Annotated in this window: 31 protein-coding genes; 18 read left to right on the forward strand and 13 right to left on the reverse strand. The window is 59.9% G+C overall.

Annotation, left to right across the window (positions count from 1 at the left end):
• Positions 1-218: 218 nt before the first annotated feature.
• The 3 genes from rpsI to zapE form a co-directional block, all read right to left on the reverse strand.
• Positions 219-611 (reverse strand): 30S ribosomal protein S9, encoded by a 393-nt coding sequence (gene rpsI / locus BN1124_RS09735; protein WP_005891084.1) that lies wholly within the window; start codon positions 609-611, stop codon positions 219-221.
• A 14-nt stretch (positions 612-625) separates the two neighbouring features.
• Positions 626-1054 (reverse strand): 50S ribosomal protein L13, encoded by a 429-nt coding sequence (gene rplM / locus BN1124_RS09740; protein ID WP_005336289.1) that lies wholly within the window; start codon positions 1052-1054, stop codon positions 626-628.
• Positions 1055-1321: 267 nt separating this feature from the next.
• Positions 1322-2416: a cell division protein ZapE gene (gene zapE / locus BN1124_RS09745; RefSeq protein ID WP_042641384.1), complete on the reverse strand. Its 1095-nt coding sequence runs from the start codon at positions 2414-2416 to the stop codon at positions 1322-1324.
• A 140-nt stretch (positions 2417-2556) separates the two neighbouring features.
• Here zapE and BN1124_RS09750 point away from each other — a divergent pair, with 140 nt between their 5' ends.
• The 12 genes from BN1124_RS09750 (at position 2557) to BN1124_RS09805 (ending at position 13579) form a co-directional block, all read left to right on the forward strand.
• A complete protein-coding gene (locus BN1124_RS09750) occupies positions 2557-2937 on the forward strand; it encodes a Z-ring associated ZapG family protein (RefSeq protein ID WP_042641385.1) in 381 nt (126 codons plus the stop codon).
• Positions 2938-3018: 81 nt separating this feature from the next.
• Positions 3019-4377 (forward strand): Do family serine endopeptidase, encoded by a 1359-nt coding sequence (locus BN1124_RS09755; protein ID WP_042641386.1) that lies wholly within the window; start codon positions 3019-3021, stop codon positions 4375-4377.
• An 89-nt stretch (positions 4378-4466) separates the two neighbouring features.
• Entirely contained in the window at positions 4467-5588 is a 1122-nt protein-coding gene (gene degS, locus BN1124_RS09760; protein ID WP_042641387.1) for an outer membrane-stress sensor serine endopeptidase DegS, read from the forward strand.
• 317 nt (positions 5589-5905) lie between these two features.
• Positions 5906-6265: a transcriptional regulator gene (locus BN1124_RS09765; RefSeq protein ID WP_042641389.1), complete on the forward strand. Its 360-nt coding sequence runs from the start codon at positions 5906-5908 to the stop codon at positions 6263-6265.
• A 17-nt stretch (positions 6266-6282) separates the two neighbouring features.
• A complete protein-coding gene (locus BN1124_RS09770; RefSeq protein ID WP_042641391.1) occupies positions 6283-6648 on the forward strand; it encodes an SFCGS family glycine-rich protein in 366 nt (121 codons plus the stop codon).
• On the forward strand, positions 6648-6944 hold the full coding sequence (locus BN1124_RS09775; RefSeq protein WP_042641393.1) for a DUF4312 family protein: 297 nt from the start codon (positions 6648-6650) through the stop codon (positions 6942-6944). The genes BN1124_RS09770 and BN1124_RS09775 overlap by 1 nt, the downstream gene beginning before the upstream one ends.
• Before the next feature lie 22 nt (positions 6945-6966).
• Positions 6967-7743 carry a DUF4311 domain-containing protein gene (locus tag BN1124_RS09780; protein WP_042641394.1) on the forward strand — a complete coding sequence of 259 codons (777 nt, stop codon included), beginning with the start codon at positions 6967-6969 and terminating at the stop codon, positions 7741-7743.
• Between the two features lie 11 nt (positions 7744-7754).
• Positions 7755-8405, forward strand: a complete 651-nt coding sequence (locus tag BN1124_RS09785; RefSeq protein ID WP_042641395.1) for a DUF4310 family protein — start codon at positions 7755-7757, stop codon at positions 8403-8405.
• Positions 8406-8591: 186 nt separating this feature from the next.
• A complete protein-coding gene (locus tag BN1124_RS09790; RefSeq protein WP_042641398.1) occupies positions 8592-9731 on the forward strand; it encodes an amidohydrolase/deacetylase family metallohydrolase in 1140 nt (379 codons plus the stop codon).
• Positions 9715-10830: a DgaE family pyridoxal phosphate-dependent ammonia lyase gene (locus tag BN1124_RS09795; RefSeq protein WP_042641400.1), complete on the forward strand. Its 1116-nt coding sequence runs from the start codon at positions 9715-9717 to the stop codon at positions 10828-10830. The genes BN1124_RS09790 and BN1124_RS09795 overlap by 17 nt, the downstream gene beginning before the upstream one ends.
• The gene (gene dagF / locus BN1124_RS09800; RefSeq protein ID WP_042641402.1) at positions 10830-11570 is read left to right on the forward strand and encodes a 2-dehydro-3-deoxy-phosphogluconate aldolase; all 741 of its coding nucleotides are present in this window, start codon (positions 10830-10832) and stop codon (positions 11568-11570) included. Before BN1124_RS09795 ends, dagF begins: the two co-directional genes overlap by 1 nt.
• A 104-nt stretch (positions 11571-11674) precedes the next feature.
• Complete coding sequence (locus BN1124_RS09805; protein WP_042641403.1) at positions 11675-13579, forward strand: BglG family transcription antiterminator; 1905 nt, start codon at positions 11675-11677, stop codon at positions 13577-13579.
• 18 nt (positions 13580-13597) lie between these two features.
• On the opposite strand, the gene npr is transcribed toward BN1124_RS09805, so the two are convergent.
• The 10 genes from npr to BN1124_RS09855 form a co-directional block, all read right to left on the reverse strand.
• Positions 13598-13870: a PTS phosphocarrier protein NPr gene (gene npr / locus BN1124_RS09810; RefSeq protein WP_033132294.1), complete on the reverse strand. Its 273-nt coding sequence runs from the start codon at positions 13868-13870 to the stop codon at positions 13598-13600.
• Between the two features lie 20 nt (positions 13871-13890).
• A complete protein-coding gene (gene rapZ, locus BN1124_RS09815) occupies positions 13891-14757 on the reverse strand; it encodes an RNase adapter RapZ (protein WP_033132293.1) in 867 nt (288 codons plus the stop codon).
• A 40-nt stretch (positions 14758-14797) separates the two neighbouring features.
• Entirely contained in the window at positions 14798-15244 is a 447-nt protein-coding gene (gene ptsN / locus BN1124_RS09820) for a PTS IIA-like nitrogen regulatory protein PtsN (protein ID WP_033132292.1), read from the reverse strand.
• 2 nt (positions 15245-15246) lie between these two features.
• The gene (gene hpf, locus BN1124_RS09825) at positions 15247-15534 is read right to left on the reverse strand and encodes a ribosome hibernation promoting factor (RefSeq protein ID WP_005305957.1); all 288 of its coding nucleotides are present in this window, start codon (positions 15532-15534) and stop codon (positions 15247-15249) included.
• A 20-nt stretch (positions 15535-15554) separates the two neighbouring features.
• Positions 15555-16994: an RNA polymerase factor sigma-54 gene (locus BN1124_RS09830; protein ID WP_042641406.1), complete on the reverse strand. Its 1440-nt coding sequence runs from the start codon at positions 16992-16994 to the stop codon at positions 15555-15557.
• Between the two features lie 65 nt (positions 16995-17059).
• Positions 17060-17785, reverse strand: a complete 726-nt coding sequence (gene lptB / locus BN1124_RS09835; RefSeq protein ID WP_042641407.1) for an LPS export ABC transporter ATP-binding protein — start codon at positions 17783-17785, stop codon at positions 17060-17062.
• Positions 17786-17795: 10 nt separating this feature from the next.
• Positions 17796-18314, reverse strand: a complete 519-nt coding sequence (gene lptA, locus BN1124_RS09840) for a lipopolysaccharide transport periplasmic protein LptA (RefSeq protein WP_042641409.1) — start codon at positions 18312-18314, stop codon at positions 17796-17798.
• Entirely contained in the window at positions 18301-18861 is a 561-nt protein-coding gene (gene lptC, locus BN1124_RS09845; protein WP_042641411.1) for an LPS export ABC transporter periplasmic protein LptC, read from the reverse strand. Before lptC ends, lptA begins: the two co-directional genes overlap by 14 nt.
• Positions 18858-19412, reverse strand: a complete 555-nt coding sequence (gene kdsC / locus BN1124_RS09850; RefSeq protein WP_042641413.1) for a 3-deoxy-manno-octulosonate-8-phosphatase KdsC — start codon at positions 19410-19412, stop codon at positions 18858-18860. The genes lptC and kdsC overlap by 4 nt, the downstream gene beginning before the upstream one ends.
• Positions 19412-20407 carry a KpsF/GutQ family sugar-phosphate isomerase gene (locus BN1124_RS09855; protein ID WP_042641415.1) on the reverse strand — a complete coding sequence of 332 codons (996 nt, stop codon included), beginning with the start codon at positions 20405-20407 and terminating at the stop codon, positions 19412-19414. The genes kdsC and BN1124_RS09855 overlap by 1 nt, the downstream gene beginning before the upstream one ends.
• 207 nt (positions 20408-20614) lie before the next feature.
• Between BN1124_RS09855 and mlaF the strand changes: the two genes are divergently transcribed.
• The 6 genes from mlaF to ibaG are packed head-to-tail and all read left to right on the forward strand — an operon-like array spanning position 20615 to position 23866.
• Entirely contained in the window at positions 20615-21415 is an 801-nt protein-coding gene (gene mlaF / locus BN1124_RS09860; protein WP_042641417.1) for a phospholipid ABC transporter ATP-binding protein MlaF, read from the forward strand.
• Positions 21415-22194: a lipid asymmetry maintenance ABC transporter permease subunit MlaE gene (mlaE, locus tag BN1124_RS09865; RefSeq protein WP_042641419.1), complete on the forward strand. Its 780-nt coding sequence runs from the start codon at positions 21415-21417 to the stop codon at positions 22192-22194. The genes mlaF and mlaE overlap by 1 nt, the downstream gene beginning before the upstream one ends.
• Positions 22195-22201: 7 nt before the next feature.
• Positions 22202-22702, forward strand: coding sequence for an outer membrane lipid asymmetry maintenance protein MlaD (gene mlaD, locus BN1124_RS09870; protein WP_042641421.1), 501 nt, complete (start codon positions 22202-22204; stop codon positions 22700-22702).
• 2 nt (positions 22703-22704) lie between these two features.
• Entirely contained in the window at positions 22705-23340 is a 636-nt protein-coding gene (mlaC, locus tag BN1124_RS09875) for a phospholipid-binding protein MlaC (RefSeq protein ID WP_042641422.1), read from the forward strand.
• Positions 23337-23609 (forward strand): STAS domain-containing protein, encoded by a 273-nt coding sequence (locus tag BN1124_RS09880; RefSeq protein ID WP_042641423.1) that lies wholly within the window; start codon positions 23337-23339, stop codon positions 23607-23609. The genes mlaC and BN1124_RS09880 overlap by 4 nt, the downstream gene beginning before the upstream one ends.
• Positions 23609-23866: a BolA family iron metabolism protein IbaG gene (gene ibaG / locus BN1124_RS09885; RefSeq protein ID WP_033132280.1), complete on the forward strand. Its 258-nt coding sequence runs from the start codon at positions 23609-23611 to the stop codon at positions 23864-23866. Before BN1124_RS09880 ends, ibaG begins: the two co-directional genes overlap by 1 nt.
• Positions 23867-23882 lie beyond the last annotated feature (16 nt).

The following is a 23882-nucleotide window of genomic DNA, read 5'->3' on the forward strand; positions in this document are numbered from 1 at the left end:
GAAGCGGAGTGGCAATTGACACAGAAAGACCATGGAAATTTTAAAGAAAAGATAACAATTTGACAAGAAAGAGAAGCGAGGGGCAAAAACAATAAATACACAAATTTTTGTCTTTTGTGACGCATGGTTAGCATTGGAGTATGTAATGTTACCAATAAAAAAAGCCTGGCAGTTGCCAGGCTTTTTTGACACTCGTGAGAGTGCGTACCAAAAGCGAATTAACGCTTGGAGTACTGCGGACGCTTACGTGCTTTGTGCAGACCGACTTTCTTACGCTCAACCTTACGGGCATCGCGAGTAACAAAGCCAGCTTTACGCAGTTCGCCACGCAGGGTCTCGTCGTACTGCATCAGAGCACGAGTGATACCGTGACGGATCGCACCAGCTTGACCGGAGATGCCGCCACCGTTAACGGTGATGTACAGATCCAGTTTCTCGGTCATCTCAACCAGTTCCAGCGGCTGACGAACTACCATGCGGGCAGTCGGACGGCCGAAGTATTGCTCCAGGGAGCGCTGGTTGATTACGATTTTACCGCTACCCGCTTTGATAAAGACGCGAGCAGTGGAGCTTTTGCGACGGCCGGTACCGTAGTATTGATTTTCTGCCATGTTGCCAGTTCCCGTTAGATATCCAGTACTTGAGGTTGCTGAGCAGCATGAGCGTGCTCTGCGCCTGCGTAAACTTTCAGCTTACGGAACATGGCACGGCCCAGCGGCCCCTTCGGCAGCATACCCTTGACGGCAGCTTCGATTACCATTTCCGGCTTACGCTGAATCAGCTTGTCAAAGCTGATGGACTTGATACCACCCGGGAAACCGGAGTGAGCGTGGTACATTTTGTCGGTAAATTTCTTACCGGTTACGTGTACCTTCTCAGCGTTTACAACGATGATGTAATCACCGGTGTCAACGTGCGGAGTGTATTCAGCTTTGTGCTTACCACGCAGACGAGCAGCGATCTCGGTTGCGATACGACCCAGAGTTTTACCTTCTGCGTCCACAATGTACCAGTCACGTTTTACGGTTTCTGGCTTGGCAACGAAAGTTTTCATTAAGTTAAACCCAATTACCTGTTACAGACCCAATTGCTTATGGGGGCTCTCCCACAAACAACAAACGATGGCCTACCTGTACCCCTTCGAATACAAGTAAAGCTTAAAGTGTTGCTGTCTTATCGACAGCTGTAACGTGGGCCGGGCGATTATAAGTGAAGTTGCCTTAAATATCACCTGCTAATTTCACTGCCATGAAGCTAGCAAATGTCGCCCGGCCCTACCTGCCGCAGATGCCCATCCGACTGGCAGGCTCGGGTATTGTGACTAAGGAAGGTGCACTCTGGCAAGGTATTCGTGCGATTGCATCTCCTGAAGCCGCGAAAGACAGCGCTTGAATTCGAAATTCAGCAGACCCTCTCCGTAGAGCTCAATCATGGGCACGGCCGCCGACAGGATGAGTTTGACGTGTCGCTCGTAGAACTCATCCACCATGGCGATGAAGCGGCGAGCGGCGTCGTCCGTCCCCCTTCCCATTGGTTGCACATTGGCCAACAGCACGGTGTGAAACTCCCGGGCCAACTCGATGTAGTCGCTTTGGGAGCGCGGGGTACAACAGAGTTGCTCGAACTCCATATAGAGCACCCCTTCCCCCATCCCCAACACACCGAGTTGGCGATGATTGACCTCCAGCATGGCGGCATCGATCCGCGCCGATCCGCTGAGTTGCCCGAAATAATGATCGAGATTGCGCCTGGCCTGCTCGTCCAGCGGGAAGTGGTAGATCTCCGCCTGCTCCAGGGTACGCAGTCGGTAGTCGACGCCCCCATCGACATTGAGCACCTCGCAATGGCGCTCGATCAGCTCGATGGCAGGCAGGAAGCGAGCACGCTGCAGACCGTTGCGATAGAGATCCTTGGGCGGAATATTGGAAGTTGCCACCAGCACCACCCCGTGGCCGAACAGTTCCTGGAACAGGGTGCCCAGCAACATGGCGTCCGTGATGTCGGAGACGAAAAATTCGTCGAAGCAGATGACGTCGGTCTCACCGGCCAGCTTGCTGGCGATGAGTTTGAGCGGGTCGGCCTGACCGGTCAGCGCCTGCAGCTCTGCGTGGATCCGGTGCATGAAGCGGTGGAAGTGAATGCGCAACTTCCGCTCACCCGGCAGGCTCTCGAAAAAAGTATCCATCAACCAGGTCTTGCCTCGGCCCACTCCGCCCCACATATAGAGTCCGAGGACGGGCGCGGCGGGCTTGGGCTTTTGCAACCAGCCGAGCAAGCCACGGGATCTGGTCGGAGTCGGGCTGGCGCACAAATCCTGATAGAGTCTCTCCAGGCGGGCCACGGCCATCGCCTGGGCCGGGTCGGCCAAAAAGCCGGGACGCTGCAAATCCTGCTGATATTTTTGCTGCGGGGTCATCCTGTAAACCGCCTCCAAGTCCCTGAATGAAGGACAAAATGGTATCACGCTCTCGGGGTGCACGGTATAGTGCCCACGAGGCATCGCGGCCAATAGGGCCGTCTCAACACTCATCGATTTAGCTGTAACAAGGAGCATCTATGACTCTGTTAAACGGGATCCTGCTGGCGGTAGCCGCCCTCATCATCGGCGTTCTGGTCGGTCGTTTCACGGTCCGCAGCCGGGATGCCGGTCGTCTGGAACAGGAGCTGAAGAAGGCCCACAAGGAACTGGAAAGCTATCAGGGCCAGATCACCACGCACTTTGCCGACAGCGCCGCCTTGATGGAACAGCTGGCCGATCAATACCAGACCCTGTATCGCCACATGGCCGAGCAGAGCAAATTCTTGGCCAAGGTACAGGAGCCGCTGTTCCGCGAACCTCAGCCTGACGAGGTCAATGATGCCTCCGCCAACGAAGAACCGGGTCTGCCGCCGCGTGACTACGCGGGTGCTTCCGGGCTGCTCAAGCAACCCAGCTAGTCCCTAGTGGAACTAATTACGCCTTATCGTGGTCAGACCTTGACGATTGCAATGCAACTTTTTCTGGGAGCTGTTTCTCATATGCGTAAATCTCTTTCTGTATTCAGTGTATTAGCCCTCAGTGTCGGTATCGCCCTGTCCGCTGCGCCAGCGCAAGCTGCCCTGCCCCTGCTGGCGAACAATCAGGATATGCCGAGCCTGGCCCCGGTCCTCGAGCAGGTCACCCCTGCCGTGGTCAACATCTCCGTCTCTGGCAAGAAGATCACTCGCCAGCGTCTGCCGGAACAATTCCGCTTCTTCTTCGGCCCCAACATGCCTGACGAGCAGGTGAGCGAGCAGCCCTTCCAGGCGCTGGGCTCCGGCGTCATCATCGATGCCAAGAAGGGCTATGTGATCACCAACGCCCACGTGGTCCACGAGGCGGACGAGATCAAGGTCAATCTGAAGGACGGTCGTGAATACGCCGCCAAGAAGATTGGCGAAGACAAGCAGTCCGATATCGCCCTGCTGCAAATCAAGGCCGAAGACCTGGTGCAGATCAAGTTCGCCGATTCCGACGAGCTGCGGGTCGGTGACTATGCGCTGGCCATCGGCAACCCGTTTGGCCTGGGTCAGACCGTCACCTCCGGCATCGTCAGTGCCCTGGGTCGCAGCGGCCTCAACATCGAAAATCTGGAGAACTTCATCCAGACCGATGCGGCCATCAACTCCGGCAACTCCGGCGGCGCCCTGCTCAACCTGCGTGGCGAGCTGATCGGCATCAACACCGCTATCCTGGGTCCGAACGGTGGCAACATCGGTATCGGCTTCGCCATTCCGTCCAACATGGTGCGGGATCTGTCCGATCAGATCGTCAAGTACGGCGAAGTACGCCGTGGCCAGTTGGGGATCACCGGCACCGAGCTGACCACCGACATCGCCAAGTCCTTCGGCTACAACAAGAAGGACGGTGCCTTCGTCAACCAGGTCATGCCTGATTCCGCCGCCGACAAGGCCGGCATCAAGGCGGGCGACATCATCATCAGCATCGATGGCAAGCCCATCCGCTCGTTCGGTGAGCTGCGCGCCAAGATTGCGACCATGGGTGCCGACAAGCAGGTTGCCCTCGGCCTGATCCGTGATGGCAAGGAGCAGACCGTCAAGGTCACTCTGAAGAAGGCCGATGACAGCGAGATCCTCGCCAGCGCCCTGCATCCGGCACTGGAAGGGGCCAAGCTCAGTACCACCACAGAACCGGTGACCGGCGTGGCCGTCTCCGATATCGATCCGCGCTCCCCTGCCGCCGCCTCCGGCCTGCAGAAGGGTGACATCATCATCGGGGTCAACCGCCTGCGCATCAACTCTCTGGGAGAGCTGACCAAGGCATTGAAAGACAAGCCGGAAGTGCTGGCGCTGAACATCCAGCGCGGCGACTCCTCGCTCTATTTGGTGATACGTTAAGTCCCTCACACCCGCGGCAACCGCCGCGGGTGATTTTTATCCACCGATAATGTTATTCTCTGCGCGCAGCATGTACGGATGAGAATGACATGAAAATCCCACCTTTGATCAGTTACTTGGGCAAGTCTGTCGGCTTTGGCCTCACCGTCGCCGCACTCCTGTTGCTGCTGTTCCCCAATTTTCGAGGTGGCGCCCCCCTGCCGGGTCTCATCACCAATGCTCGTGAGCTGAGTTTCTCCTACGCCGCCCACCGCGCCGGCCCCGCCGTCGTCAACATCTACACCCGCAGTTTCGCCGGCAATCGCGGCGAGAAGGCCGAACTCAGGCCGCAAGGGCTGGGCTCAGGAGTAATCATGAATCAGCGCGGCCACGTGCTGACCAACTACCACGTCATCGCCGACGCGGACCAGATCATAGTCGCACTGCAAGATGGTCGGGTCTTCAGCGCCGAGCTGGTCGGCACCGACAAGCTGACCGATTTGGCGGTACTCTACATCGAATCGGACAACCTGCCGGTGATCCCGCAGGATCCTGATCGCTTGCCGGACGTGGGAGACGTGGTGCTCGCCATCGGCAACCCCTACAACGTCGGCCAGACCATCACCCAGGGCATCATCAGCGCCACCGGTCGTATCGGCCTCTCCAGCATGGGACCGGACAGCAACGGCCGGCAGGATCTGCTGCAGACCGATGCCGCCATCAACGAGGGCAACTCGGGCGGCGCCCTGGTCAACGGCCGCGGCGATCTGGTCGGCATCAACACCGCCGCCTATCACCTCAACGGCAATCAGGAGAGCTACGGCATCAGCTTTGCCATCCCCTACAAGCTGGCCAAACGCATCATGGACGAATTGATTGCCAACGGTCGGGTCATCCGCGGCTACCTCGGCATCTCCAGCGTCGAGATCAACCCCATAGTCGCGCGCATGATGAACCTGGGGGATCTGCAGGGTCTGGTGGTGGAGAGCCTGGATCCGATGGGTCCGGCCAGCAAGGCGGGGCTCAAGCGCGGGGATGTGCTGCTCAAGGTCAACGGTGAGGCCATCAGTGGCGTGCGCCCCGTCATGGACAAGATCGTCGAGAGCCGTCCCGGCACCAAGCTGACCATCTCGGTGATCCGCAACGGCAAGCCGCTGGACGTGGAGGTCACCATCGAGGAAGACGTGCGCTACCAGAATCTGCCGGCCAGCAGCGCGGCCTCCGCTAGTTAGCCCCATTTCCTGTTTCGCAACGAGGGGCACCAGGGTGCCCCTCGTTGTTATCCTCCTGCTTTTCTCGCTCCGTCCGTGAGCTGATTCACAGTTTCGCCTCTCAAATCTCCCCCTGCCCTGCCCGCTAAAGTGCGCCCTTGATCACACCAGGCAAGCCTCGAGCAGCGCTCTTTTGGCCACGAGTACGCAAAAATGGCCGGATTAAGGGGACTCTTGCCTGGAATTTCCGTTTCGAATCGGAAAAACACTGCCTCCTCCACACGGCGCCATCCCCTTAGGGTAGTCCCATCCCTTCTGCCAGCCTTGGAGAGCAGACCTTGACTACCGACACTCATGACAACGCCCTGACCCCGGATCACCCCGCCTTGCAACGCAAGACGGACCTCACCCTGGCGCGGATCCACAACCTGCTGGCGGATCAGGGCATTCGTCCCAATGAGGTGCAAAAACAGATGCTGGCCTCCCACGTCAAAGCCATGGTGTGGCGCTCCCATAGCGGTGAATCCCTGCCGGAGGTCGACCTCAGTCTGTTCGACGAGATCTCTCCCCTCTCCCTGCGACTGGCCGAACAGGTTGTCGCCTGGTTGGATAACCTGGCCCATGAAGAGGCCCACCTGTTGTCCGTCCATTTCGAAGTCGCCAAAGAAAATGAACTCAGCTCGGTGCTGGGCCTGTAACACAAAGGAGATACCCAATGTCAGTTATCAAACTCGTGATCGGAGATCGTCTCGGCAAGGGCCAGAAAGTGGGTGCAGGGGCGGAAGCCGCCGGTGCCAGCGTGACCGTCATCCCCGGCATGGCCGCCGACATGAAGCTCGGTGATGTGATGAACAAGGAGCAGGCGGATCTCGGCATCTCCTTCTGTGGCAGCGGCGGCGCCGGCGCCATCACGGCTCAGACCAAGTACGGCTACAAGTGCCGTTACGGTATGCGCTCCATCGAGGAGGGCGTCACCGCCATCAACGACGGCTGCGTGGTACTGGGCTTTGGCTTCAATGACAAGGAAGAGCTGGGCCAGAAGCTGGTCGAAGCCTTCGCCAAGAAGCACGGTCGCGTCTGATGAACGAACACTTCACCACCCAGGTCGTCGTCAACGGCAAGGGAGCGACTCGCCAGCAGGCGTTTGCCTCCGCCCTCACCCAGGTGCAACCCAACCTGCTCAAGGACAACCCGCGCGTGATGCTGCGCATCGAACCGCTCGAGGTGCAGGTGCTCAAGGCCGAGGAGTCGGTCCGGGTGGAGAAGTTCCTGTTCTTCTTCCTGCCGCGCCAACGCCACGAGTTCCGCGTCCAGCTGGAGATCACGGTCAAAGTCACCAGCCTGGATGCCGACAAGGTCGCGTTCACCCTGGTGTAACCCCACAAAAAGGACACATTGGATGTTTCTAATCATTCTTTTCAAATCATTGATCATCGGCGGCCTGGTCGGCGTCGGGGTGGGGGTCGGCGCGGCACGGATGTTCCACGCCCCGACCGTGCAGGGCATGGGGGCCTTCCGCACCCTGGGTGAGCTCAACTCCTGCGAAGGGGATCCTGCCTCCCACTTCTCCTTCGGGCTGGGCTTCTTCTTCAACGCCTGGGCCTCGACCGTCGCGGCCGGCGCCTTCACCCAGGACGTGGATCACCGCATCATCCCGCACTGGGCCACGGCCGCGCTGCTGGTCAGGAACCGGGATATCACCAGCACCCTGCACGACCCCAAGAAGATGGCCATCGCCGGCGGCATCATAGGTGCCATCGTCGTCGCCTTCTTGAACAGCACGGCCGCCGCCGTCCCCGCCGCCCTGCAGGTCACCGCCGTCAAGGTACTGGTGCCGGCCGCCAACCTGCTGGTCAACACCGTCATGCCGGTGATCTTCTGGCTGGCCGCCATCGAGGCGGGCAAGAAGTCCGGCTTCTGGGCCACCATCTTCGGCGGTCTGGCTCAGCTCATCATGGGCAACGCCGTGCCGGGTCTGGTACTCGGCATCCTGATCGGCAAGGGCGTGGAAGAGAGCGGCTGGAACCATGTCACCAAGGTGATGATGGCAGCCATCGTTCTGCTGTTCGTGCTGAGCGGATTCTTCCGTGGCTTTGATATGAAACTGATCGAATCCTTCCACCTGGGGATCCCCCTGTGGCTGGAAAATGTCCATAACCTGATGAGCGGCAAATAAGGGACCCCGACATGGATGAGAAACTGAGAAACAACTTCTGGTACGCGGACTGGTCCTTCCCCATCTTCGTCGGCCTGCTGTCGGCCGGGGTCTTTGCCGGAACCCACATGTTTTACCTGTACGGCGTCGGTGCCTTCAACGAGGTGGCCTTCGTCGCCATGCTGAAAGCCGGCATGGACACAGGGGCCTACGGTGCGGTCGCGGCCTTCGGTGCCAGCTTCCTGTTTGCCCGCATCATCGAGGGCTCCCTGGTGGGGATCCTGGATATCGGCGGAGCCATCCAGACCGGTGTCGGCCTAGGCGTCCCCGCCCTATTGCTGGGTGCCGGCATCCTCTATCCGGTGGAGAACTTCGGTGCCTCCCTGGCAACCGGCATGGGGATTGGCCTGGCCATCGGCTATGTGATCATCCTGGCGCGCAAGTTCACCATCAATCAGAGCAACTCCACCTACGGTGCGGACGTGATGATGGGCGCGGGCAACAGCTCAGGGCGCTTCCTCGGCCCCTTGATCATCCTCTCCGCCATGGGCGCCTCCATCCCCATCGGCTTGGGTTCCCTGCTGGGTGCACTGCTGTTCTACATCTGGAACAAGCCCATCACCGGCGGCGCCATCCTGGGTGCCATGCTGCTCGGCACCTTCTTCCCGGTCGCTCTGGCTTAATCACTGGCCGTCTCTCGGGCGGCATTTAAGAACCTGTTTGCGATCTGTCGCGAGAGGTCGTCAGCAAGGTGAAGAGCAGCGCAGGAACCGGAGCGTATAGCTATACGTGAGGATTCCGAGCAGCACATGAGCCTTGATCACGGCCTCGCAGTAAGAGCGTAAGCAGGTTCCAAGAGGGATATCAGCATGTACGACATGATCATCAGAGCGGGGCGCCAGGGAAATGGCGAGCTCATCGACATCGCCATCCAGGACGGCAAGATAGCGGCGCTCAGCGCCTTGCCCGCGACGGCAGAGGCGAAGCAAACCCTCACTCTGGCCGGGCGGGTGCATGTCAGTGCCGGCTGGATCGACGGCCACACCCACTGCTATCCCGCCTCCCCCATCTATCAGGATGAGCCGGACAAGATAGGGGTGGAGTCCGGCGTCACCACCGTCATCGACGCCGGCAGCACGGGGGCCGACGACGTGGACGCGTTCCAGCGACTGGCCGCGGACTGCAAGACCCGGGTGCACGCCCTGCTCAACATCTCCCGCATCGGCCTGCTGCGCCAGAACGAGCTGGCCAACCCGGCCGATATAGACCCCGCGCTGGCCCAGGCGGCCATTCGCCGTCACCCTAACTTCATCGTCGGCATCAAGGCGCGCATGAGTGGCAGCGTGGTGGGCGAGAATGGCCTGCAACCGCTGCGCATCGCCAAGCAGATCCAGCGCGATAACGGCGATCTGCCGCTGATGGTGCACGTGGGCAACACGCCGCCGGATCTGGACGAGATAGTCGCCCTGCTGGGAGACGGCGATCTGCTGACTCACTGCTTCAACGGCAAGCCGAACCGCATCCTGACGCCGGCCGGTGAGCTGCGGGTCGCGGTGCGCGAGGCGCTGCAACGGGGTCTGCGCCTCGACATCGGCCACGGCAGTGCCAGCTTCAGCTTCGAGGTGGCAGAACACGCCATCCGCCAGGGGATACTGCCCCACACCATCAGCTCGGACATCTACTGCAAGAACCGCATCAAGGGGCCTGTGTATAGCCTGGCCCACGTGATGTCCAAGTTCCTCGTCATCGGCATGACGCTGGAGCAGGTGCTCTCCTGCGTCACCCACCAGGCCGCCGATGCGCTGCGCCTGACCGGCAAGGGGCGGCTCGAAGTTGGGGCCGACGCCGATCTGACCCTGTTCGAGCTGGCCTCTGGCCCGACCCTGTTTATGGATACCGAAACCCAGTCGCGTAGCGGCGACTTGCAACTGCTCCCCCTCGCCGCCTTGGTGGGCGGTGACCTGGTTCTGACTCACTATGGGAAATCACACCATGTCTTCTGTGTATGAGAAATATCAGCTCAAACCCGTGATCAACGCCTCCGGGCGCATGACCCTGCTCGGCGTCTCCACCCCGGAGCAGGAGGTGGTCGATGCGGTCAACTTCGGCCTCGGCCACTACTTCGAGGTGAAGGATCTGGTCAACAAGACCGGCGCCTACCTGGCGGGCTTGCTGGATGTGGAAGACGCCGTGGTGGTCTCCTGCGCCGCCGCCGGTATAGCCCAGTCGGTGGCCGCCGTGATAGTGCGCGGTGACGCCTACCGGCTGGAGCAGTTGCACGCTCACGGCCACCCGGTGCCGAGCGAAGTTGTGTTGCCCAAGGGCCACAACGTGAACTTCGGCGCACCAGTCGGCACCATGATCAACCTGGGTGGCGGCAAGGTGGTGGAGGCCGGCTATGCCAACGAGTGCTCCCTCGCCCAGCTGGCCGCCGCCATCAATCCCAACACCGCCGCCATCCTCTACATCAAGTCCCACCACTGCGTGCAGAAGAGCATTCTGTCGGTGGCCGAAGCGGCCGAGGTGGCCAAGGCCCATCGGGTGCCGCTCATCGTCGACGCGGCGGCGGAAGAAGATCTGCGTCTTTACTACCAACAAGGTGCGGATCTGGTCATCTACAGCGGTGCCAAGGCCATCGAAGGGCCCACCAGCGGCCTGGTACTGGGCAAGCATCAGTATGTGGAGTGGGTCAAGCAGCAATCCGGTGGCATAGGCCGTGCCATGAAGGTGGGCAAGGAGGGGATCCTCGGCCTGACCCACGCCATCGAACGCTATCTGGAGAAAGAGAAGGAGAGCGGTGCCGCCATGGTGGCCAAGATGACCCCCTTCATCGAGCGCCTCAATCTGCTGCCCGGCGTCAGGGCCCAGGTGGTGTGGGACAGTGCGGGGCGCGACATCGCCCGCACCGACATCGCCTTCGATCATGAGCGCCTCGGCATGACCACTGTGCAGGTGGTGGCACGGCTGCAACAGGGCAACCCGGCCATCTATTGTCGCGGCTACAAGGCCAACGAGGGTCACATCGAGATCGACGTGCGCAGCGTCAGTGCGGCCCAGCTCGACCAGATCCACGCGGCCATCGCCCAACTAGCCCAGGAGAACAACTGATGTCCCTTACCCCCAACTATTACCGTGATCGGGTCTGCCTCAACGTGCTGGCTGGATCCAGACAAAATGCCGTCGACATTTATGAAGCAGCCGAGGGCCATGTGCTGGTCGGCGTGCTCTCCAAGAACTACCCGGATGTACCCTCCGCCGTCGCCGACATGCAGGCCTACGCGGCCTTGATCGACAATGCCCTCTCCATCGGCCTGGGTGCCGGGGATCCCCGCCAGTCCGCCATGGTGGCCGAGCTGGCTCGCCAGTTGCAGCCCCAACACGTCAATCAGGTGTTCACCGGGGTGGGTGCCAGCCGGGCGCTACTGGGCCAGCCACAGACTCTGGTGAATGGCCTCATCTCCCCCACCGGCACCCCCGGCATGGTAAAGATTTCCACAGGCCCGCTCAGCGCGCAGCAGGCCGACGGCATAGTCCCCATCGATACCGCCATCGCCCTGCTCAGGGACATGGGCGGCAGCTCGGTCAAGTTCTTCCCCATGGGAGGCCTGGCCTGCCGCGACGAGTATCAGGCGGTAGCCGAGGCCTGCGCCCGCCACGGCTTCTGGCTGGAGCCCACCGGTGGCATAGATCTGGACAACTTCGAGGAGATAGTGCGCATCGCGCTGGATGCCGGGGTCGAGAAGGTGATCCCCCACATCTACAGCTCCATCATCGACAGCGACAGCGGCCTGACTCGTCCCGAGGACGTGCGGACCCTGCTGACCATGGTGAAGCAACTGCTGGCATAACATTAAGAGCGGCACCGGTCCGATCACCGACCGGTGCCTGGCTTGTTGATGATCAGCTTGTTAACATCGATCCCTTCTCTCGCGACAGGAGTCACGCTTCCCCCATGCTCAAGCTGCCCCACCCTAGACTCCATCAACTGCTGACCCAACTCCATGCAGAGCCCATGCCGCAGGAGGAGCTGGCGCGTCGCCTCAACGTCTCCACCCGCACGGTGCGCACCGACGTGGCGACCCTGAATGAGCTGATCGCCACCCATGGCGGCCACCTGATCCATCAGCGTGGCAGCGGCTACCAGCTCAAGATCTACAATCAGGGGCTGTTCGACGCGTTGTTGGCGGCCCAGGAGCAGGAGAGCGGCCTGCCGCGCACCAGCCGTGAGAGGGTGCTGCATCTGCAGCTCCTGCTGCTCACCGCCGAACAGGGCATCAAGCTCGAGGAGCTGGCGGAGACCTGGTATCTGAGCCGGGCGGCGCTGCAGGGGGACATGGCCCAGGTGAGAGAGCGGCTCGCCCACTTCGGGCTCAATATCGACAGCAAGCCGCGGCTCGGTATGCGCATCCAGGGGGAGGAGACCGCCATCCGCGCCTGTCTCACCCAGCTGCTCTATCGGGAGCAGACACGTAATGGCCCCTTGCAGGGCCTGCTGCCGAACCTCTGCCCCAGTAAGACGCTGGAGGTCATCGGCAATCGCATCCACGCACAGCTCGGTCGCCACCAGCTGCGGCTGGCGGACGAGAGCCTGCAACAGCTCACCATCTATTGCGCCGTCGCCCTGCTACGGCAGGCATCGGGCCATGAGCTGCTGACATTTTGTAGCGAGGATCTCACCGCCCCCCTCAAGGCGGTGGCTCGAGACATCTATGAAGAACTGCCGACCCTGACCCCGCAGGGAGAGCCGGAGGTGAGCGCCCTCGCCATCCAGATCCAGGCTCGCCTCATCGCCGATACTCCGCACCTCAGCGCGGCCATGGCCGCCGAGAGCGCCCAGCTGGTCGAGCACCTGCTGGATTACATCCACCAGCACTATCCCTACGATCTGCGCCATGACGGCCAGCTGCGCGCCGATCTGCTGACCCACATCAGCGCCATGCTGCTGCGGATCAAATACCAGGTCGGCAGCCACAATCCGCTGGCGGATCACATCAAGCAGTATTATCCCCTTGCCTACGACATCACCCTGGCCGCCATCTCCCAGTGGATCAGGCAGACCCCCTATCACCTGACCCACCACGAGATCGGTTACCTGGTGATCCACATCGGGGTCGGCCTGGAGCGCCACCACGACATCGGCTACAGCCGTCCACCCCAGGCGCTGCTGCTGTGCGACGCGGGCAATGCCACCTTCCGGGTGCTGGAGGCACGGATCAAGCGTGAATATCCCCAGTTGCAACTGACCAGCCTGGAGTCGGTGCGGGATTACGAGGGATTGGGGCGGATCGAGCAGGACTTCGTCATCAGCACCGTCAAGGTGAGCGAGAAGAACGTCCCCGTAGTGCAGATGGCCCCCTTCCCGACCCAGTACCAGCTGGAGCAGCTCGGCAAGCTGGTGCTGATAGACCGCACCCGCCCCTATCTAGTCGACAAGTACTTCGACGCCGACCACTTCATGGTGGTCAGCGAGCCCCTCAGTCAGGCGCAGCTGTTTGCCCGCATCTGCGATCAGCTGGAAGCCGAAGAGCTGGTGGAGAGCGGATTCAGGAATTCACTGCACGAGCGGGAGCACATCGTCTCCACCATGCTGGGGGACGGCATTGCCCTGCCTCACTCACTCGGCTTGCTGGCGCGCCGCACTCTGGTCTATACGGTGCTGGCACCACAGGGCATCGACTGGGGCAATGGCGAAACCGCTACCCTTATCTTCGTGCTCGCCATCGCCAAGGCCGACTACGAGGAGGCGATGGGGCTCTACGATCTGTTCCTGGCGCTGATGAACGAAAAAGCCAGCAGAAATCTGCTGGCTTGTCGGGATTTCGCCGGTTTCAAGGCGCTGGCGCGCGCCGGATCATGACGGCAAGGGAGGCGCCGCTCACTCCTCGTTGAAACCCGAGGTGAACAGCGCCACTACGGCGGCCAAGGCCTCTTCTTCTTCCGGCCCCTCCACCTGGACTTCCACTTGCTTGCCCTGGGCGGAGTCGAGCATCAGCAGGCCGATAACGCTGTCCGCATCGGCCTCCACCCCGTCCTCGTTGCGCAGCAGCACATGGGCATCGAAGCCCTGCACCAGCTCGAACAACATCATGGCCGGTCTGGCATGAATACCCAGCTTGTTTTTGACTTCTACCGAGGCGGAAACTGTCATCTGAGCGTCCTGTTGGTCTATCAGACTTGCGGTGAACGCTTGTCCAGCGTGCGGTGGCGGATCTGCACGTTCTTGCCGAGCAGACGGAAGGCGCTGGCCAGCCGCTCGGCAACGAACACCGAGCGGTGCTGGCCACCGGTACAGCCGATGCCGACCGTCACATAGCTGCGATTGTTGCGCTCCAGCTGGGGCAACCAGGTCGCCAGCATGTTCTCTATCTGCTGGATGAACAGCATGACGTCAGGCTGGGCCGAGAGGTAATTGGCGACCGGCTCATCCTGGCCGGTGAAGGGCTTGAGTTCGGGGATCCAGTGCGGGTTGGGCAGGAAACGGGCATCGAACACGAAGTCTGCGTCCTTGGGAATGCCGTACTTGAAGCCGAACGACTCGAACACCAGCACCAGCTCGTTCTCTTTCTTGCCGAGCACCCGGGTCTTGATGAGCTCGCTCAGGTCGTGAATGCTGAGGCTGGTGGTGTCGATGCGCAGATCGGCGGTGGAGGAGAGCGGTGCCAGCAGGTGGGTCTCTTCCCGGATCGCCTCATCCAGTGACAGCTTGTTGCGCGACAAGGGGTGCAGCCGGCGACTCTCGCCATAGCGCTTGAGCAGGGTGGTGTTGTCGGCATCGAAGAAGAAGCTGGAGAACTCCACCCGCCCCTCGTTGCGTACTTGAGCCAGCAGGTTGTCCAGTTTATCAGGCTGGCTGGGCAGGTTGCGCACGTCTATGCTGACCGCCAGCTTGTCATACTGGCTCTCCACCGAGACGATCAGCTGGGGCAGCAGATTGACCGGCAAGTTATCCACGCAGTAGTACCCCAGATCCTCCAGCACCCTCAGGGCTACCGTCTTGCCGGAGCCCGAACGGCCGCTTACCACTATTAATTGCATCTTGTCCCCTCACGCCAACATGGCTGTGTCGTGCCCGGCATCAGGCCGAGGTCATGATCTGATAGAGCTCTTCATCGCTGGTCGCCTGGCGCAACTGACGGCAGACCGCCTTGTCGCCCAGCTTGGATGCCATCAGGGAAAGGGTCTTGAGATGCTGTTTGCACTCGCTTTCCGGCACCAGCAATGCAAACAGCAGGTCAACCGGTTGATTGTCGATGGAATCGAAAGGGATGGATTCGGAGAAGGTCATCAGCACGGCGGTCGGCGCGAAGGCGTCGTCGATCCGACCGTGGGGAATGGCAATACCGGCACCGATCCCGGTACTGCCCATTTTTTCCCGCGCCAGCAGGCTCTCGAACAGTACCTGACGGGAGGTGCCGAGGCGCTCTGCGGCCAACTCACTGATGATCTCGAGGGCGCGTTTCTTGCTGGTACAGGGGACCGCACTCTTGGTGCAGTCCCGACTCAGTATGTGTTCAAGTTGCATAGTTATTTTTGATTTAATTTATCTTTGTGCTTGATGATCTGCCGATCCAGTTTATCCAGCAGGGTATCAATCGCAGCATACATGTCGGCATGCTGCGAATTGGCGAACACCTCCCCCCCGCTGACATGCAGCTTGGCTTCGGCAATCTGGTTCAGTTTTTCGACGCTCAACACCACGTGTACGTTGTTGATATGGTCAAAGTGACGCTCGAGTTTGGCAAATTTGTTGTTCACATAATCACGCAGAGCTTCGGTAATCTCGACATGGTGTCCGGTCAGGTTAATTTGCATAACGTCTTCCTTTTGTTTGCCTAAACCAGGCGTTTGCGCTGATTCGATGGCGGGATCAACAAGGATTCACGGTACTTTGCGATCGTGCGTCTCGCCACCATAATACCCTGTTCGGCCAGCAAATCCGCGATCTTGCTATCACTAAGCGGTTTGGCAGGGTTCTCTGCCGTCACCAACTTTTTGATCAGGGCGCGAATTGCGGTCGATGAGCACTCCCCTCCTCCCTCCGTATTGACATGACTGGAGAAGAAAAACTTCAGTTCAAAAATGCCGCGGTGTGTGTGCATGTACTTCTGGGTCGTCACCCGTGAAATGGTCGACTCATGCATCTCCACCGCCTCGGCGATGTCGTTGAGCACCATGGGTTTCATGGCCTCCTCACCGTATTCGAAGAAGCCCTGCTGCTGCTCGACGATGCAGCTGGCCACCTTGAGCAGGGTGTCGTTGCGACTCTCCAGGCTCTTGATAAACCACTTCGCTTCCTGCAGGTGGGAGCGAATGAACTGGGTATCCGTGCTGCTGCGCGCGTTGCGGGCCATGGCCGCGTAGGCCTCGTTGACACGAATGCGCGGCGCCGAATCCGGATTGAGCTCCACCACCCACTTGTTGCCCTTCTTGATCACGGACACGTCCGGGATCACGTATTGAGATTCGCTCTGGATGATGCCGTTGCCGGGTCTGGGCTCCAGTTGCTGGATGAGATCCAGCACCTCCTTGAGGTCGCTCTCCTTGAGCTTGGTCTTGCGGGCCAGGGTGCGATAATCCCGATTGCCGAGCAAGTCCATGTGCTCGCTGATCACTTCTCTCGCCTCATTGAGCCAGGGCAGCTCGGGAGAATATTGACCGAGCTGGATCAGCAGACACTCCTGGACCGACCGGGCCGCGATGCCGACAGGATCGAAATGCTGCACCCGCTTGAGCACGGCTTCGACCTCATCCAGTTCGACTTCTACTTCATCGCTGCTGACTGCAGCCTGAATATCCTCGAGGGAGACGGTCAGATAACCGGAGTCGTCGATGGCATCGATGATGGCGAGGGCGATGGCGGCGTCCAGATCGCTGAACGGCGTCAACCGCATCTGCCACAGCAGATAGTCCTGCAGGTTTTCGGTGGTTTCCCCCTGATAGACGCTGTCTTCCCCATCGTGGATGGGGCCTGCGCTCTGGGCCGTGCCGGCCGAATAGACATCGTCCCAGGTGGTATCCACTGGCAGCTCGTCCGGCATCTTGTCCTGCGCCATGGCATCGCTGGAGTCGAGTTGACTGGCGTCGGGCACCTCTGTCGGGTTGGTTTCCTGCGCCTCGTTCTCCTCTTGCTCCAGCAAGGGGTTACTGTCGAGCGCTTGCTGAATTTCCTGCTGGAGTTCCAGCGTGGAGAGCTGGAGCAGACGAATAGCTTGTTGTAATTGTGGCGTCATGGTCAGTGACTGACCGAGACGCAACTGTAATGTCGGCTTCATCTACGTCGGGATATCCTTATGTTCAGCGAGGCAATCACCTAACAACAATGAGGGATGCCCCCTTACTATAGACTGAATTGATCGCCCAAATAGACGCGCTTGACCTGCTCATCGGCGAGGATATCGGCCGGAGCGCCTTCGGCAATCATCTTGCCATGGCTGACGATATAGGCCTTCTCGCACACATCCAGCGTCTCTCTGACGTTGTGGTCGGTGATCAAGACACCCAACCCGCGTTCTTTCAGATGCTGGATGATCTTCTTGATATCTATGACTGAAATAGGATCAACCCCTGCAAAAGGCTCATCAAGCAGAATAAATCTCGGTTCTGCCGCCAGGGCCCGGGCGATCTCGACCCGTCGCCGCTCGCCGCCCGAGAGGCTCTGCCCCAGGTTGTCGCGGATATGAGTGATGTTGAACTCTTCCAGCAGTTGCTCGACCTTGTCTTCCCGCTCTTCGCTGCTCAAACCCTTGCGGGTCTGCATGACCCCCATCAGGTTGTCGAACACCGACAGACGGCGGAAGATCGAGGCCTCCTGCGGCAGATAGCCGATGCCGTTGCGGGCCCGGATATGCATGGGTTGCAGGCTGATGTCCTGATCGTCGATGGTGATGAGACCGGCATCCCGCTGCACCAGGCCCACGATCATGTAGAAGGAGGTGGTCTTGCCCGCCCCGTTCGGGCCAAGCAGCCCCACGATCTGACCCGTGCCCACTTCCAGACTCACGTCGCTGACGACCATGCGGCGCTTGTAGCTCTTCTGCAGGCCAACTGCTTTTAACACTGCCATGGCTCGTTTCCTACTTCTTCTGATCGGCGGGCTTGTCGAAGTTTTCTATCTGATCCGGCAAGAACACCGTCTTGACGCGCTGGGCCGGGCCCTTGCTCTCGGCAATCATCTTCTGGGTGACGATGTCGTAGCGAATCAGATCCCCGTTGACCTGGCTGTCTTCCTGCTTGAGCTGGCCGTTGCCGGTGATGGTGACCTGCCGGTTCTTCAGCTCGTAACGGATGCTGTTGCCATGGGCGTTGACGGGCTTGCCGTTGTCCAGCACCTGAAAGAAGGTCGCGGGGTTGCCATAGGCGGTCATCACCTCGGCGCCCTTCTCGCCGGAGCGGATCACCACCACCTTGTCGGCCTTAATCTTGATGGAGCCCTGAGTGATGATCACATCCTCACTGAAGGTGATGCGGTTGTCCTGCATCTCGGCCACCTGCTTGACCGCATCCACGTAGACTTTCTGGGTGAAGTCGGACTCTTTGGCATTCACGGCACCGCACAGCAGCAGCGCGGCGAGGGCCAGATTAACGTTTTTCATTGAAATAAGTGGCATGGCCTTTATCCAGTAATTCGAAATATTTGCGACCAAGGTGACCCTTGAGGCCAACCCCTTCAGTCTGGAATTCCTGACCGACGATACTGATGTGCTGATTGCTTCTCACGTCCTGGGTCACCAGATCCATCTCCAGATAGGGAGTATCCAATGTGGAGATGAAAGAGGCTGGCAACAAGCCATCCAGATGCACCTTGTCGCGCAGGATCACGTTGTCATCGGTATTGAGCACGCCGGTCTGCGCCGTCACCTTCCATTCGGCCTCACCCTGCTCGTCGAACAGGTAGATCACCGGCTTGTCGAAGGTCGCCTGCTCAAGGATCTGGAAATACTCGGCAAATTCCGACTCCAGCCGCTCGGTCCGCTTACCCTGCTCGTTGAAGCGGGTGGTGACCAAATTCTTGGCGGTGAAGTCCGGCTGATAGTTCTCGACCTTGGTGGTCGGCTCCGGCGCCAGCTCGATGTCACCGAGTTGCCAGGCCGCCAGCGCCACCAGAAACAGCAGGCCGAACAGCAGTGTCTGTTTGTTCATACGGACGCCTCAGGCTGGTAATCGCCAAGCCCCTGCGCCTGCAAGATGAGATCGCACACCTCGCGTACCGCACCGACGCCCCCGCCGAGGTGGGTGACCAGATCGGCGCGGGCCAGCACCAGGGGGTGGGCATCCGCCACCGCGATGCCGAGGCCACAGGCCGCCATCACCGGCAGATCTATGGTGTCATCCCCCATGTAGGCTGCCTGCGATGCATCCAGACCCAGTTTGGTCAGCAAGGCCTCGAAGTGGGGCAACTTCTGATCCGCCCCCTGCACCAGATGCTGCACCCCCAGACCCCTCATCCGATCGCTGACGATGCGGGAATTGCGGCCGGTGATGATGGCCAGCTCGATCCCGGCATTGAGCAGGGCACGCATGCCGGCCCCGTCCCGGGTGCAGAAGGTCTTCAGCTCTTCACCGTTATTGCCCATGTAAATGAAGCCATTGGAGAGCACCCCATCCACATCGCACACCAGCAGACGGATCTGCGCCGCCTTGTCATACTGGCTGCGCGTCACCGGACCATAGAGGGTCGGTACATCTTGCATCAAATCACCCCGGCTTTGAGCAGGTCGTGCATGTTGAAGGCACCCAGCGGCCGCCTCGCCTCATCCACCACCAGCAATCCGTTAATCTTTCTGGTTTCCATCAGCTTGACGGCCTCGGCCGCCATCATCTCTGGCCCTACGGTAACACAGTTGGGCGTCATTACCTTGGCGATCGAGGTGTGATGGATGTCCACTTGCAGATCCAAGATCCGGCGCAAGTCTCCGTCGGTGAACAGACCGGCCAGCAGCCCCTGTTCATCCACAACCGCCGTCATGCCCAAGCCCTTGCGGCTCACTTCCAGCAACGCCTGGCTGATGGTGGCATCTATCCCTACCCGGGGCAACAGCTCGCCACTGTGCATCAAGTCCCCAACCCGTAGCAGCAGCCGCTTGCCGAGGGAACCGCCCGGATGGGAGAGGGCGAAGTCGTCGGCGGTGAAGCCGCGGGCTTCCAGCAGCGCCACGGCCAGCGCATCCCCCATCACCAGGGTGGCGGTGGTGCTGGAGGTGGGCGCCAGACCGAGGGGGCAGGCCTCCTTGTCGACCTTGATACAAAGGTGGACATTGGCCTCCTTGGCCATGGTCGAGGCCCGGTTGCCGGTCATGCAGATGAGCGGAATGCCGCGGCGCTTGAGCACCGGCAGCAGGGCCAGGATCTCGTCACTCTCGCCGGAGTTGGAGATGGCGATGATGAGATCCCCTGTTGAGATCATGCCCAGATCCCCGTGGCTGGCTTCGCCCGGGTGCAGGAAGAAGGCAGGAGTGCCCGTGCTGGCGAGGGTCGCGGCTATCTTGTTGCCCACATGGCCGGACTTGCCCATGCCGGTGACCACTATCTTGCCGGCGCAGCGCAGCACCATCTCGCAGGCCTGGTCGAAGGTCTCGTCGAGGTACTGGTAGAGTCCATCAATCGCTTGCTTTTCAATGTCCAGCACCGCGCGGGCACTGCGACGAAAATCGAACAGTTCAGACACTTTCTCAGGCTTTACAGACATAAATGCACAGCTCCGGGCCGAAATTTGCTGCGGGATTATAAAAAAGTCTGTCGAGATAAGCGAATCGGATGCAGGGCCATCACCCCGTTGATGCAAGTTGTTACATAAAACTGTCGTGTATTTGGGGGGGATAGACGCCCAATAGTTGTTCCTTGCTGTTGCTTAGACCTAGACTAGCCCATAAAATTCGCTCTTCTTTTATACCGGATGGACAATTGTTTGAACGATGACCTGATCACCATCGCCGATCTGAGCTTCAGTCACGGCGATAGGTTGCTGTACGACAGGATCAACCTGACCATTCCTCGTGGCAAGGTCACCGCCGTCATGGGGCCAAGCGGCATCGGCAAGACCACCTTACTGCGCCTGATCGGTGGCCAGCTGAAACCGGAATCGGGTCATATTCTGTTCGACGGTGAAGACATTCCCAGCCTCTCCCGCAATCGCCTGTACGAAGTGCGCAAGCGGATGAGCATGCTGTTCCAGAGCGGCGCCCTGTTCACCGGCATGACGGTATTCGACAACGTGGCCTTTCCGCTGCGGGAACACTCCGGCCTGCCGGAGGAGCTGATCCACACCGTCGTCATGATGAAACTGCAGGCAGTAGGATTGCGCGGTGCCGCCAGGCTGATGCCGTCCGAGCTGTCCGGCGGCATGGCCCGCCGCGCCGCGCTGGCCAGATCCATCGCGCTGGATCCGGATCTCATCATGTATGACGAACCCTTCGTCGGTCAGGATCCCATCACCATGGCGGTGCTGGTCAAGCTCATCAAGGAACTGAACAATGCCCTCGGCATCACCTCCGTTATCGTCACCCACGATGTGAAAGAGGTGCTGAGCATCGCCGACTACGCCTACATCATCGCCAATCGCAAGGTGGTGGCCCACGGCACCCCGGATCAGCTGCGTGAGGAACACAATCCCGAGGTCGAGCAGTTCCTGAAAGGATTGCCCGACGGTCCTGTTCCGTTTCATTTTCCGGCAGGCGATCTGCTACAGGATCTGTGATGTTGACAAGCCAAGTAAGCAAACTGGGTCGGGTCGGGGTGCGCTTCATCAGCGCCATCGGCCGCGCCACCATCATGCTGTTTCATGCGCTGGCGGGCCGCCCCCAGCCACGCAAGCACTTCCCCCTGCTGATCCAGCAGCTCTATGTGGTGGGCGTGCAATCCGTCGCCATCATTCTGGTGTCGGGATTGTTTATCGGCATGGTGCTCTCCTTGCAGGGTTACAACGTATTGAAGGATTTCGGCGCAGAGCAGAGCCTGGGTCCCCTGGTCTCCCTCTCCCTGCTGCGGGAACTCGGGCCCGTGGTCACCGCCCTGCTGTTTGCCGGTCGGGCCGGTTCGGCACTGACCGCCGAGATCGGCCTGATGAAGGCCACGGAGCAGCTCTCCAGCCTGGAGATGATGGCGGTGGATCCCCTGCGCCGGGTGGTGGCACCCCGCTTCTGGGCCGGGGTCATCAGCATGCCGCTGCTGGCCTTCATGTTCAGCCTGATCGGCATCTTCGGTGGCAAACTGGTCGGCGTCGACTGGCTTGGGGTGGACGAGGGCAGCTTCTGGTCCGCCATGCAGGCTGCCGTCGATTGGCAGGATGACATCATGCAAGGGGCCATCAAGAGCGTGATCTTCGCCCTGGTCGTCACCTGGATAGCACTCTTCAATGGCTATGATGCCAAGCCGACCTCGGCCGGGATCAGTCAGGCGACGACCCGTACCGTAGTCCACTCATCCCTGGCCGTGCTCGGTCTGGATTTTATACTCACCGCAGTCATGTTTGGATAAGGTAAAGATGAAGTTCAGCAAAGTAGAATTCCTGGTTGGCGCCTTCATGCTGGCTGGCATCGCGGCCATTCTGGCATTGGCACTGCAAGTGGCGGGATTGAGTTTCAAACCGGAAGGAGAAACCTATACCCTGCGCGCCCATTTCGATAATATCGGCGGCCTGAAAGTGCGCTCACCGGTCAAGGTCGGTGGCGTGGTCGTCGGTCGGGTCAGTGACATCACTCTGGATGCCAAGACTCAGGTACCTGTCGTCTCCCTGCTGATGCAGAAGGCCGCCGGCGAGTTTTCCGAGACCAGCACCCTCTCCATCCTGACCTCGGGCCTGCTCGGCGAGCAATATGTCGGCCTGACGCCAGGCTTCACCGATGAAGAGATGGGCACCAACATGCTCAAGGATGGTGACATGATTGAAGACACCAAATCAGCCATAGTGCTGGAAGATCTGATCGGCAAATTCCTCTACAGCCAGTCTTCTCCAGCCACCAATCCGCCAGCAACCAAGGAGTAACCATGTTCAAGAAGATCGCCCTGCTGCTGGGCCTGATGACCAGCATGTTGTTTTCCGTGACCGCCCTGGCAGAGGTCAACGCCTCGGATCCCTACGCCCTGGTGGATCAAGCCGCCCAGCAGACCTTCGCCCGTCTCAAGTCGGATCAGGCTCAGGTCAAGAGCAATCCGGATCACCTGAGGGTCATCATCCGCGAAGAGCTGCTGCCCTACGTGGATAACCGCTTCGCCGCCTACAAGGTGCTCGGCAACCAAATTAAAGAGACCACTCCGGCCCAGCGCGATGCCTTCGTCGAGGTGTTCACCGAGTACATGGTGAGCTCCTACGCCGATGCCCTCGCCCACTTCGACCAGCAGACCGTCAAAGTGCAGCCGGGCAAGACCCCGAGCGACAGCAACATCACCGCCGTCAGCGTCAGCGTGAAAGAGAGCGGCAAGCCGGACATCTTCCTCGAGTTCAAGCTGCGCAAGAACAACAAGACTGGCGAGTGGAAGGCGTTCGACATGGTCGCCGAAGGCATCAGCCTGCTCTCCGCCAAGCAGAGCGAGCTCGGTGGCCTCATCCGCCAGAACGGCATAGATGCGGTGATCGCCCAACTGCGCGAACACAATGCCAAGCCGTTGGTCATCAAGTCATGACATTGAGTGGCGAACTACAGGCGCCACAGGTTGTCGAACTGTGGCAGCGCCGCTCGGAGTGGTGGCAAGACGACGAGCTCGAGCTCAGTGACATCACCATCCTGGATTCCGCCGGGCTGGCCCTACTGGTCAAATGGGCCAAGGCCACCCTGGCACGGGGAGGCACGCCACTACTGGTGGGCGCCTCCGCCGATTTTTATACCTTGGCCAACCTGTACGGGGTGGCCGATTTGTTTCAATCAACCCCGCCCAACACTGAGGACGCATAATGCAAGTCTCTGAAATTGAAGCGATACTCCTTGAGGCCTTGCCATTGTCCGAAGTCCATGTCAAAGGCGACGGTAGTCACTTTCAGGTGATTGCCGTCGGTGACATGTTTGACGGTATGAGCCGGGTCAAGAAACAGCAGGCCATCTATGCCCCGCTGATGGACAAGATCGCCAGCAACGCCATCCACGCCCTTTCCATCAAGGCCTTTACCGATGCCGAGTGGAAGCGCGAACGCAAATTCCTCTTACCCTCCTGATTTGGTACCCAAGCAA

The sequence above is a fragment of the Aeromonas eucrenophila genome, assembly GCF_000819865.1.
GTDB lineage: Bacteria > Pseudomonadota > Gammaproteobacteria > Enterobacterales > Aeromonadaceae > Aeromonas > Aeromonas eucrenophila.

Excerpts from the sequence above, each read along its gene's own strand:
- rpsI (WP_005891084.1), bottom strand. The coding sequence starts at position 611 with ATGGCAGAAAATCAATACTACGGTACCGGCCGTCGCAAAAGCTCCACT.
- rplM (WP_005336289.1), bottom strand. The coding sequence starts at position 1,054 with ATGAAAACTTTCGTTGCCAAGCCAGAAACCGTAAAACGTGACTGGTAC.
- zapE (WP_042641384.1), bottom strand. The coding sequence starts at position 2,416 with ATGACCCCGCAGCAAAAATATCAGCAGGATTTGCAGCGTCCCGGCTTT.
- BN1124_RS09750 (WP_042641385.1), top strand. The coding sequence starts at position 2,557 with ATGACTCTGTTAAACGGGATCCTGCTGGCGGTAGCCGCCCTCATCATC.
- BN1124_RS09755 (WP_042641386.1), top strand. The coding sequence starts at position 3,019 with ATGCGTAAATCTCTTTCTGTATTCAGTGTATTAGCCCTCAGTGTCGGT.
- degS (WP_042641387.1), top strand. The coding sequence starts at position 4,467 with ATGAAAATCCCACCTTTGATCAGTTACTTGGGCAAGTCTGTCGGCTTT.
- BN1124_RS09770 (WP_042641391.1), top strand. The coding sequence starts at position 6,283 with ATGTCAGTTATCAAACTCGTGATCGGAGATCGTCTCGGCAAGGGCCAG.
- BN1124_RS09775 (WP_042641393.1), top strand. The coding sequence starts at position 6,648 with ATGAACGAACACTTCACCACCCAGGTCGTCGTCAACGGCAAGGGAGCG.
- BN1124_RS09780 (WP_042641394.1), top strand. The coding sequence starts at position 6,967 with ATGTTTCTAATCATTCTTTTCAAATCATTGATCATCGGCGGCCTGGTC.
- BN1124_RS09785 (WP_042641395.1), top strand. The coding sequence starts at position 7,755 with ATGGATGAGAAACTGAGAAACAACTTCTGGTACGCGGACTGGTCCTTC.
- BN1124_RS09790 (WP_042641398.1), top strand. The coding sequence starts at position 8,592 with ATGTACGACATGATCATCAGAGCGGGGCGCCAGGGAAATGGCGAGCTC.
- BN1124_RS09795 (WP_042641400.1), top strand. The coding sequence starts at position 9,715 with ATGTCTTCTGTGTATGAGAAATATCAGCTCAAACCCGTGATCAACGCC.
- dagF (WP_042641402.1), top strand. The coding sequence starts at position 10,830 with ATGTCCCTTACCCCCAACTATTACCGTGATCGGGTCTGCCTCAACGTG.
- BN1124_RS09805 (WP_042641403.1), top strand. The coding sequence starts at position 11,675 with ATGCTCAAGCTGCCCCACCCTAGACTCCATCAACTGCTGACCCAACTC.
- npr (WP_033132294.1), bottom strand. The coding sequence starts at position 13,870 with ATGACAGTTTCCGCCTCGGTAGAAGTCAAAAACAAGCTGGGTATTCAT.
- rapZ (WP_033132293.1), bottom strand. The coding sequence starts at position 14,757 with ATGCAATTAATAGTGGTAAGCGGCCGTTCGGGCTCCGGCAAGACGGTA.
- ptsN (WP_033132292.1), bottom strand. The coding sequence starts at position 15,244 with ATGCAACTTGAACACATACTGAGTCGGGACTGCACCAAGAGTGCGGTC.
- hpf (WP_005305957.1), bottom strand. The coding sequence starts at position 15,534 with ATGCAAATTAACCTGACCGGACACCATGTCGAGATTACCGAAGCTCTG.
- BN1124_RS09830 (WP_042641406.1), bottom strand. The coding sequence starts at position 16,994 with ATGAAGCCGACATTACAGTTGCGTCTCGGTCAGTCACTGACCATGACG.
- lptB (WP_042641407.1), bottom strand. The coding sequence starts at position 17,785 with ATGGCAGTGTTAAAAGCAGTTGGCCTGCAGAAGAGCTACAAGCGCCGC.
- lptA (WP_042641409.1), bottom strand. The coding sequence starts at position 18,314 with ATGAAAAACGTTAATCTGGCCCTCGCCGCGCTGCTGCTGTGCGGTGCC.
- lptC (WP_042641411.1), bottom strand. The coding sequence starts at position 18,861 with ATGAACAAACAGACACTGCTGTTCGGCCTGCTGTTTCTGGTGGCGCTG.
- kdsC (WP_042641413.1), bottom strand. The coding sequence starts at position 19,412 with ATGCAAGATGTACCGACCCTCTATGGTCCGGTGACGCGCAGCCAGTAT.
- BN1124_RS09855 (WP_042641415.1), bottom strand. The coding sequence starts at position 20,407 with ATGTCTGTAAAGCCTGAGAAAGTGTCTGAACTGTTCGATTTTCGTCGC.
- mlaF (WP_042641417.1), top strand. The coding sequence starts at position 20,615 with ATGGACAATTGTTTGAACGATGACCTGATCACCATCGCCGATCTGAGC.
- mlaE (WP_042641419.1), top strand. The coding sequence starts at position 21,415 with ATGTTGACAAGCCAAGTAAGCAAACTGGGTCGGGTCGGGGTGCGCTTC.
- mlaD (WP_042641421.1), top strand. The coding sequence starts at position 22,202 with ATGAAGTTCAGCAAAGTAGAATTCCTGGTTGGCGCCTTCATGCTGGCT.
- mlaC (WP_042641422.1), top strand. The coding sequence starts at position 22,705 with ATGTTCAAGAAGATCGCCCTGCTGCTGGGCCTGATGACCAGCATGTTG.
- BN1124_RS09880 (WP_042641423.1), top strand. The coding sequence starts at position 23,337 with ATGACATTGAGTGGCGAACTACAGGCGCCACAGGTTGTCGAACTGTGG.
- ibaG (WP_033132280.1), top strand. The coding sequence starts at position 23,609 with ATGCAAGTCTCTGAAATTGAAGCGATACTCCTTGAGGCCTTGCCATTG.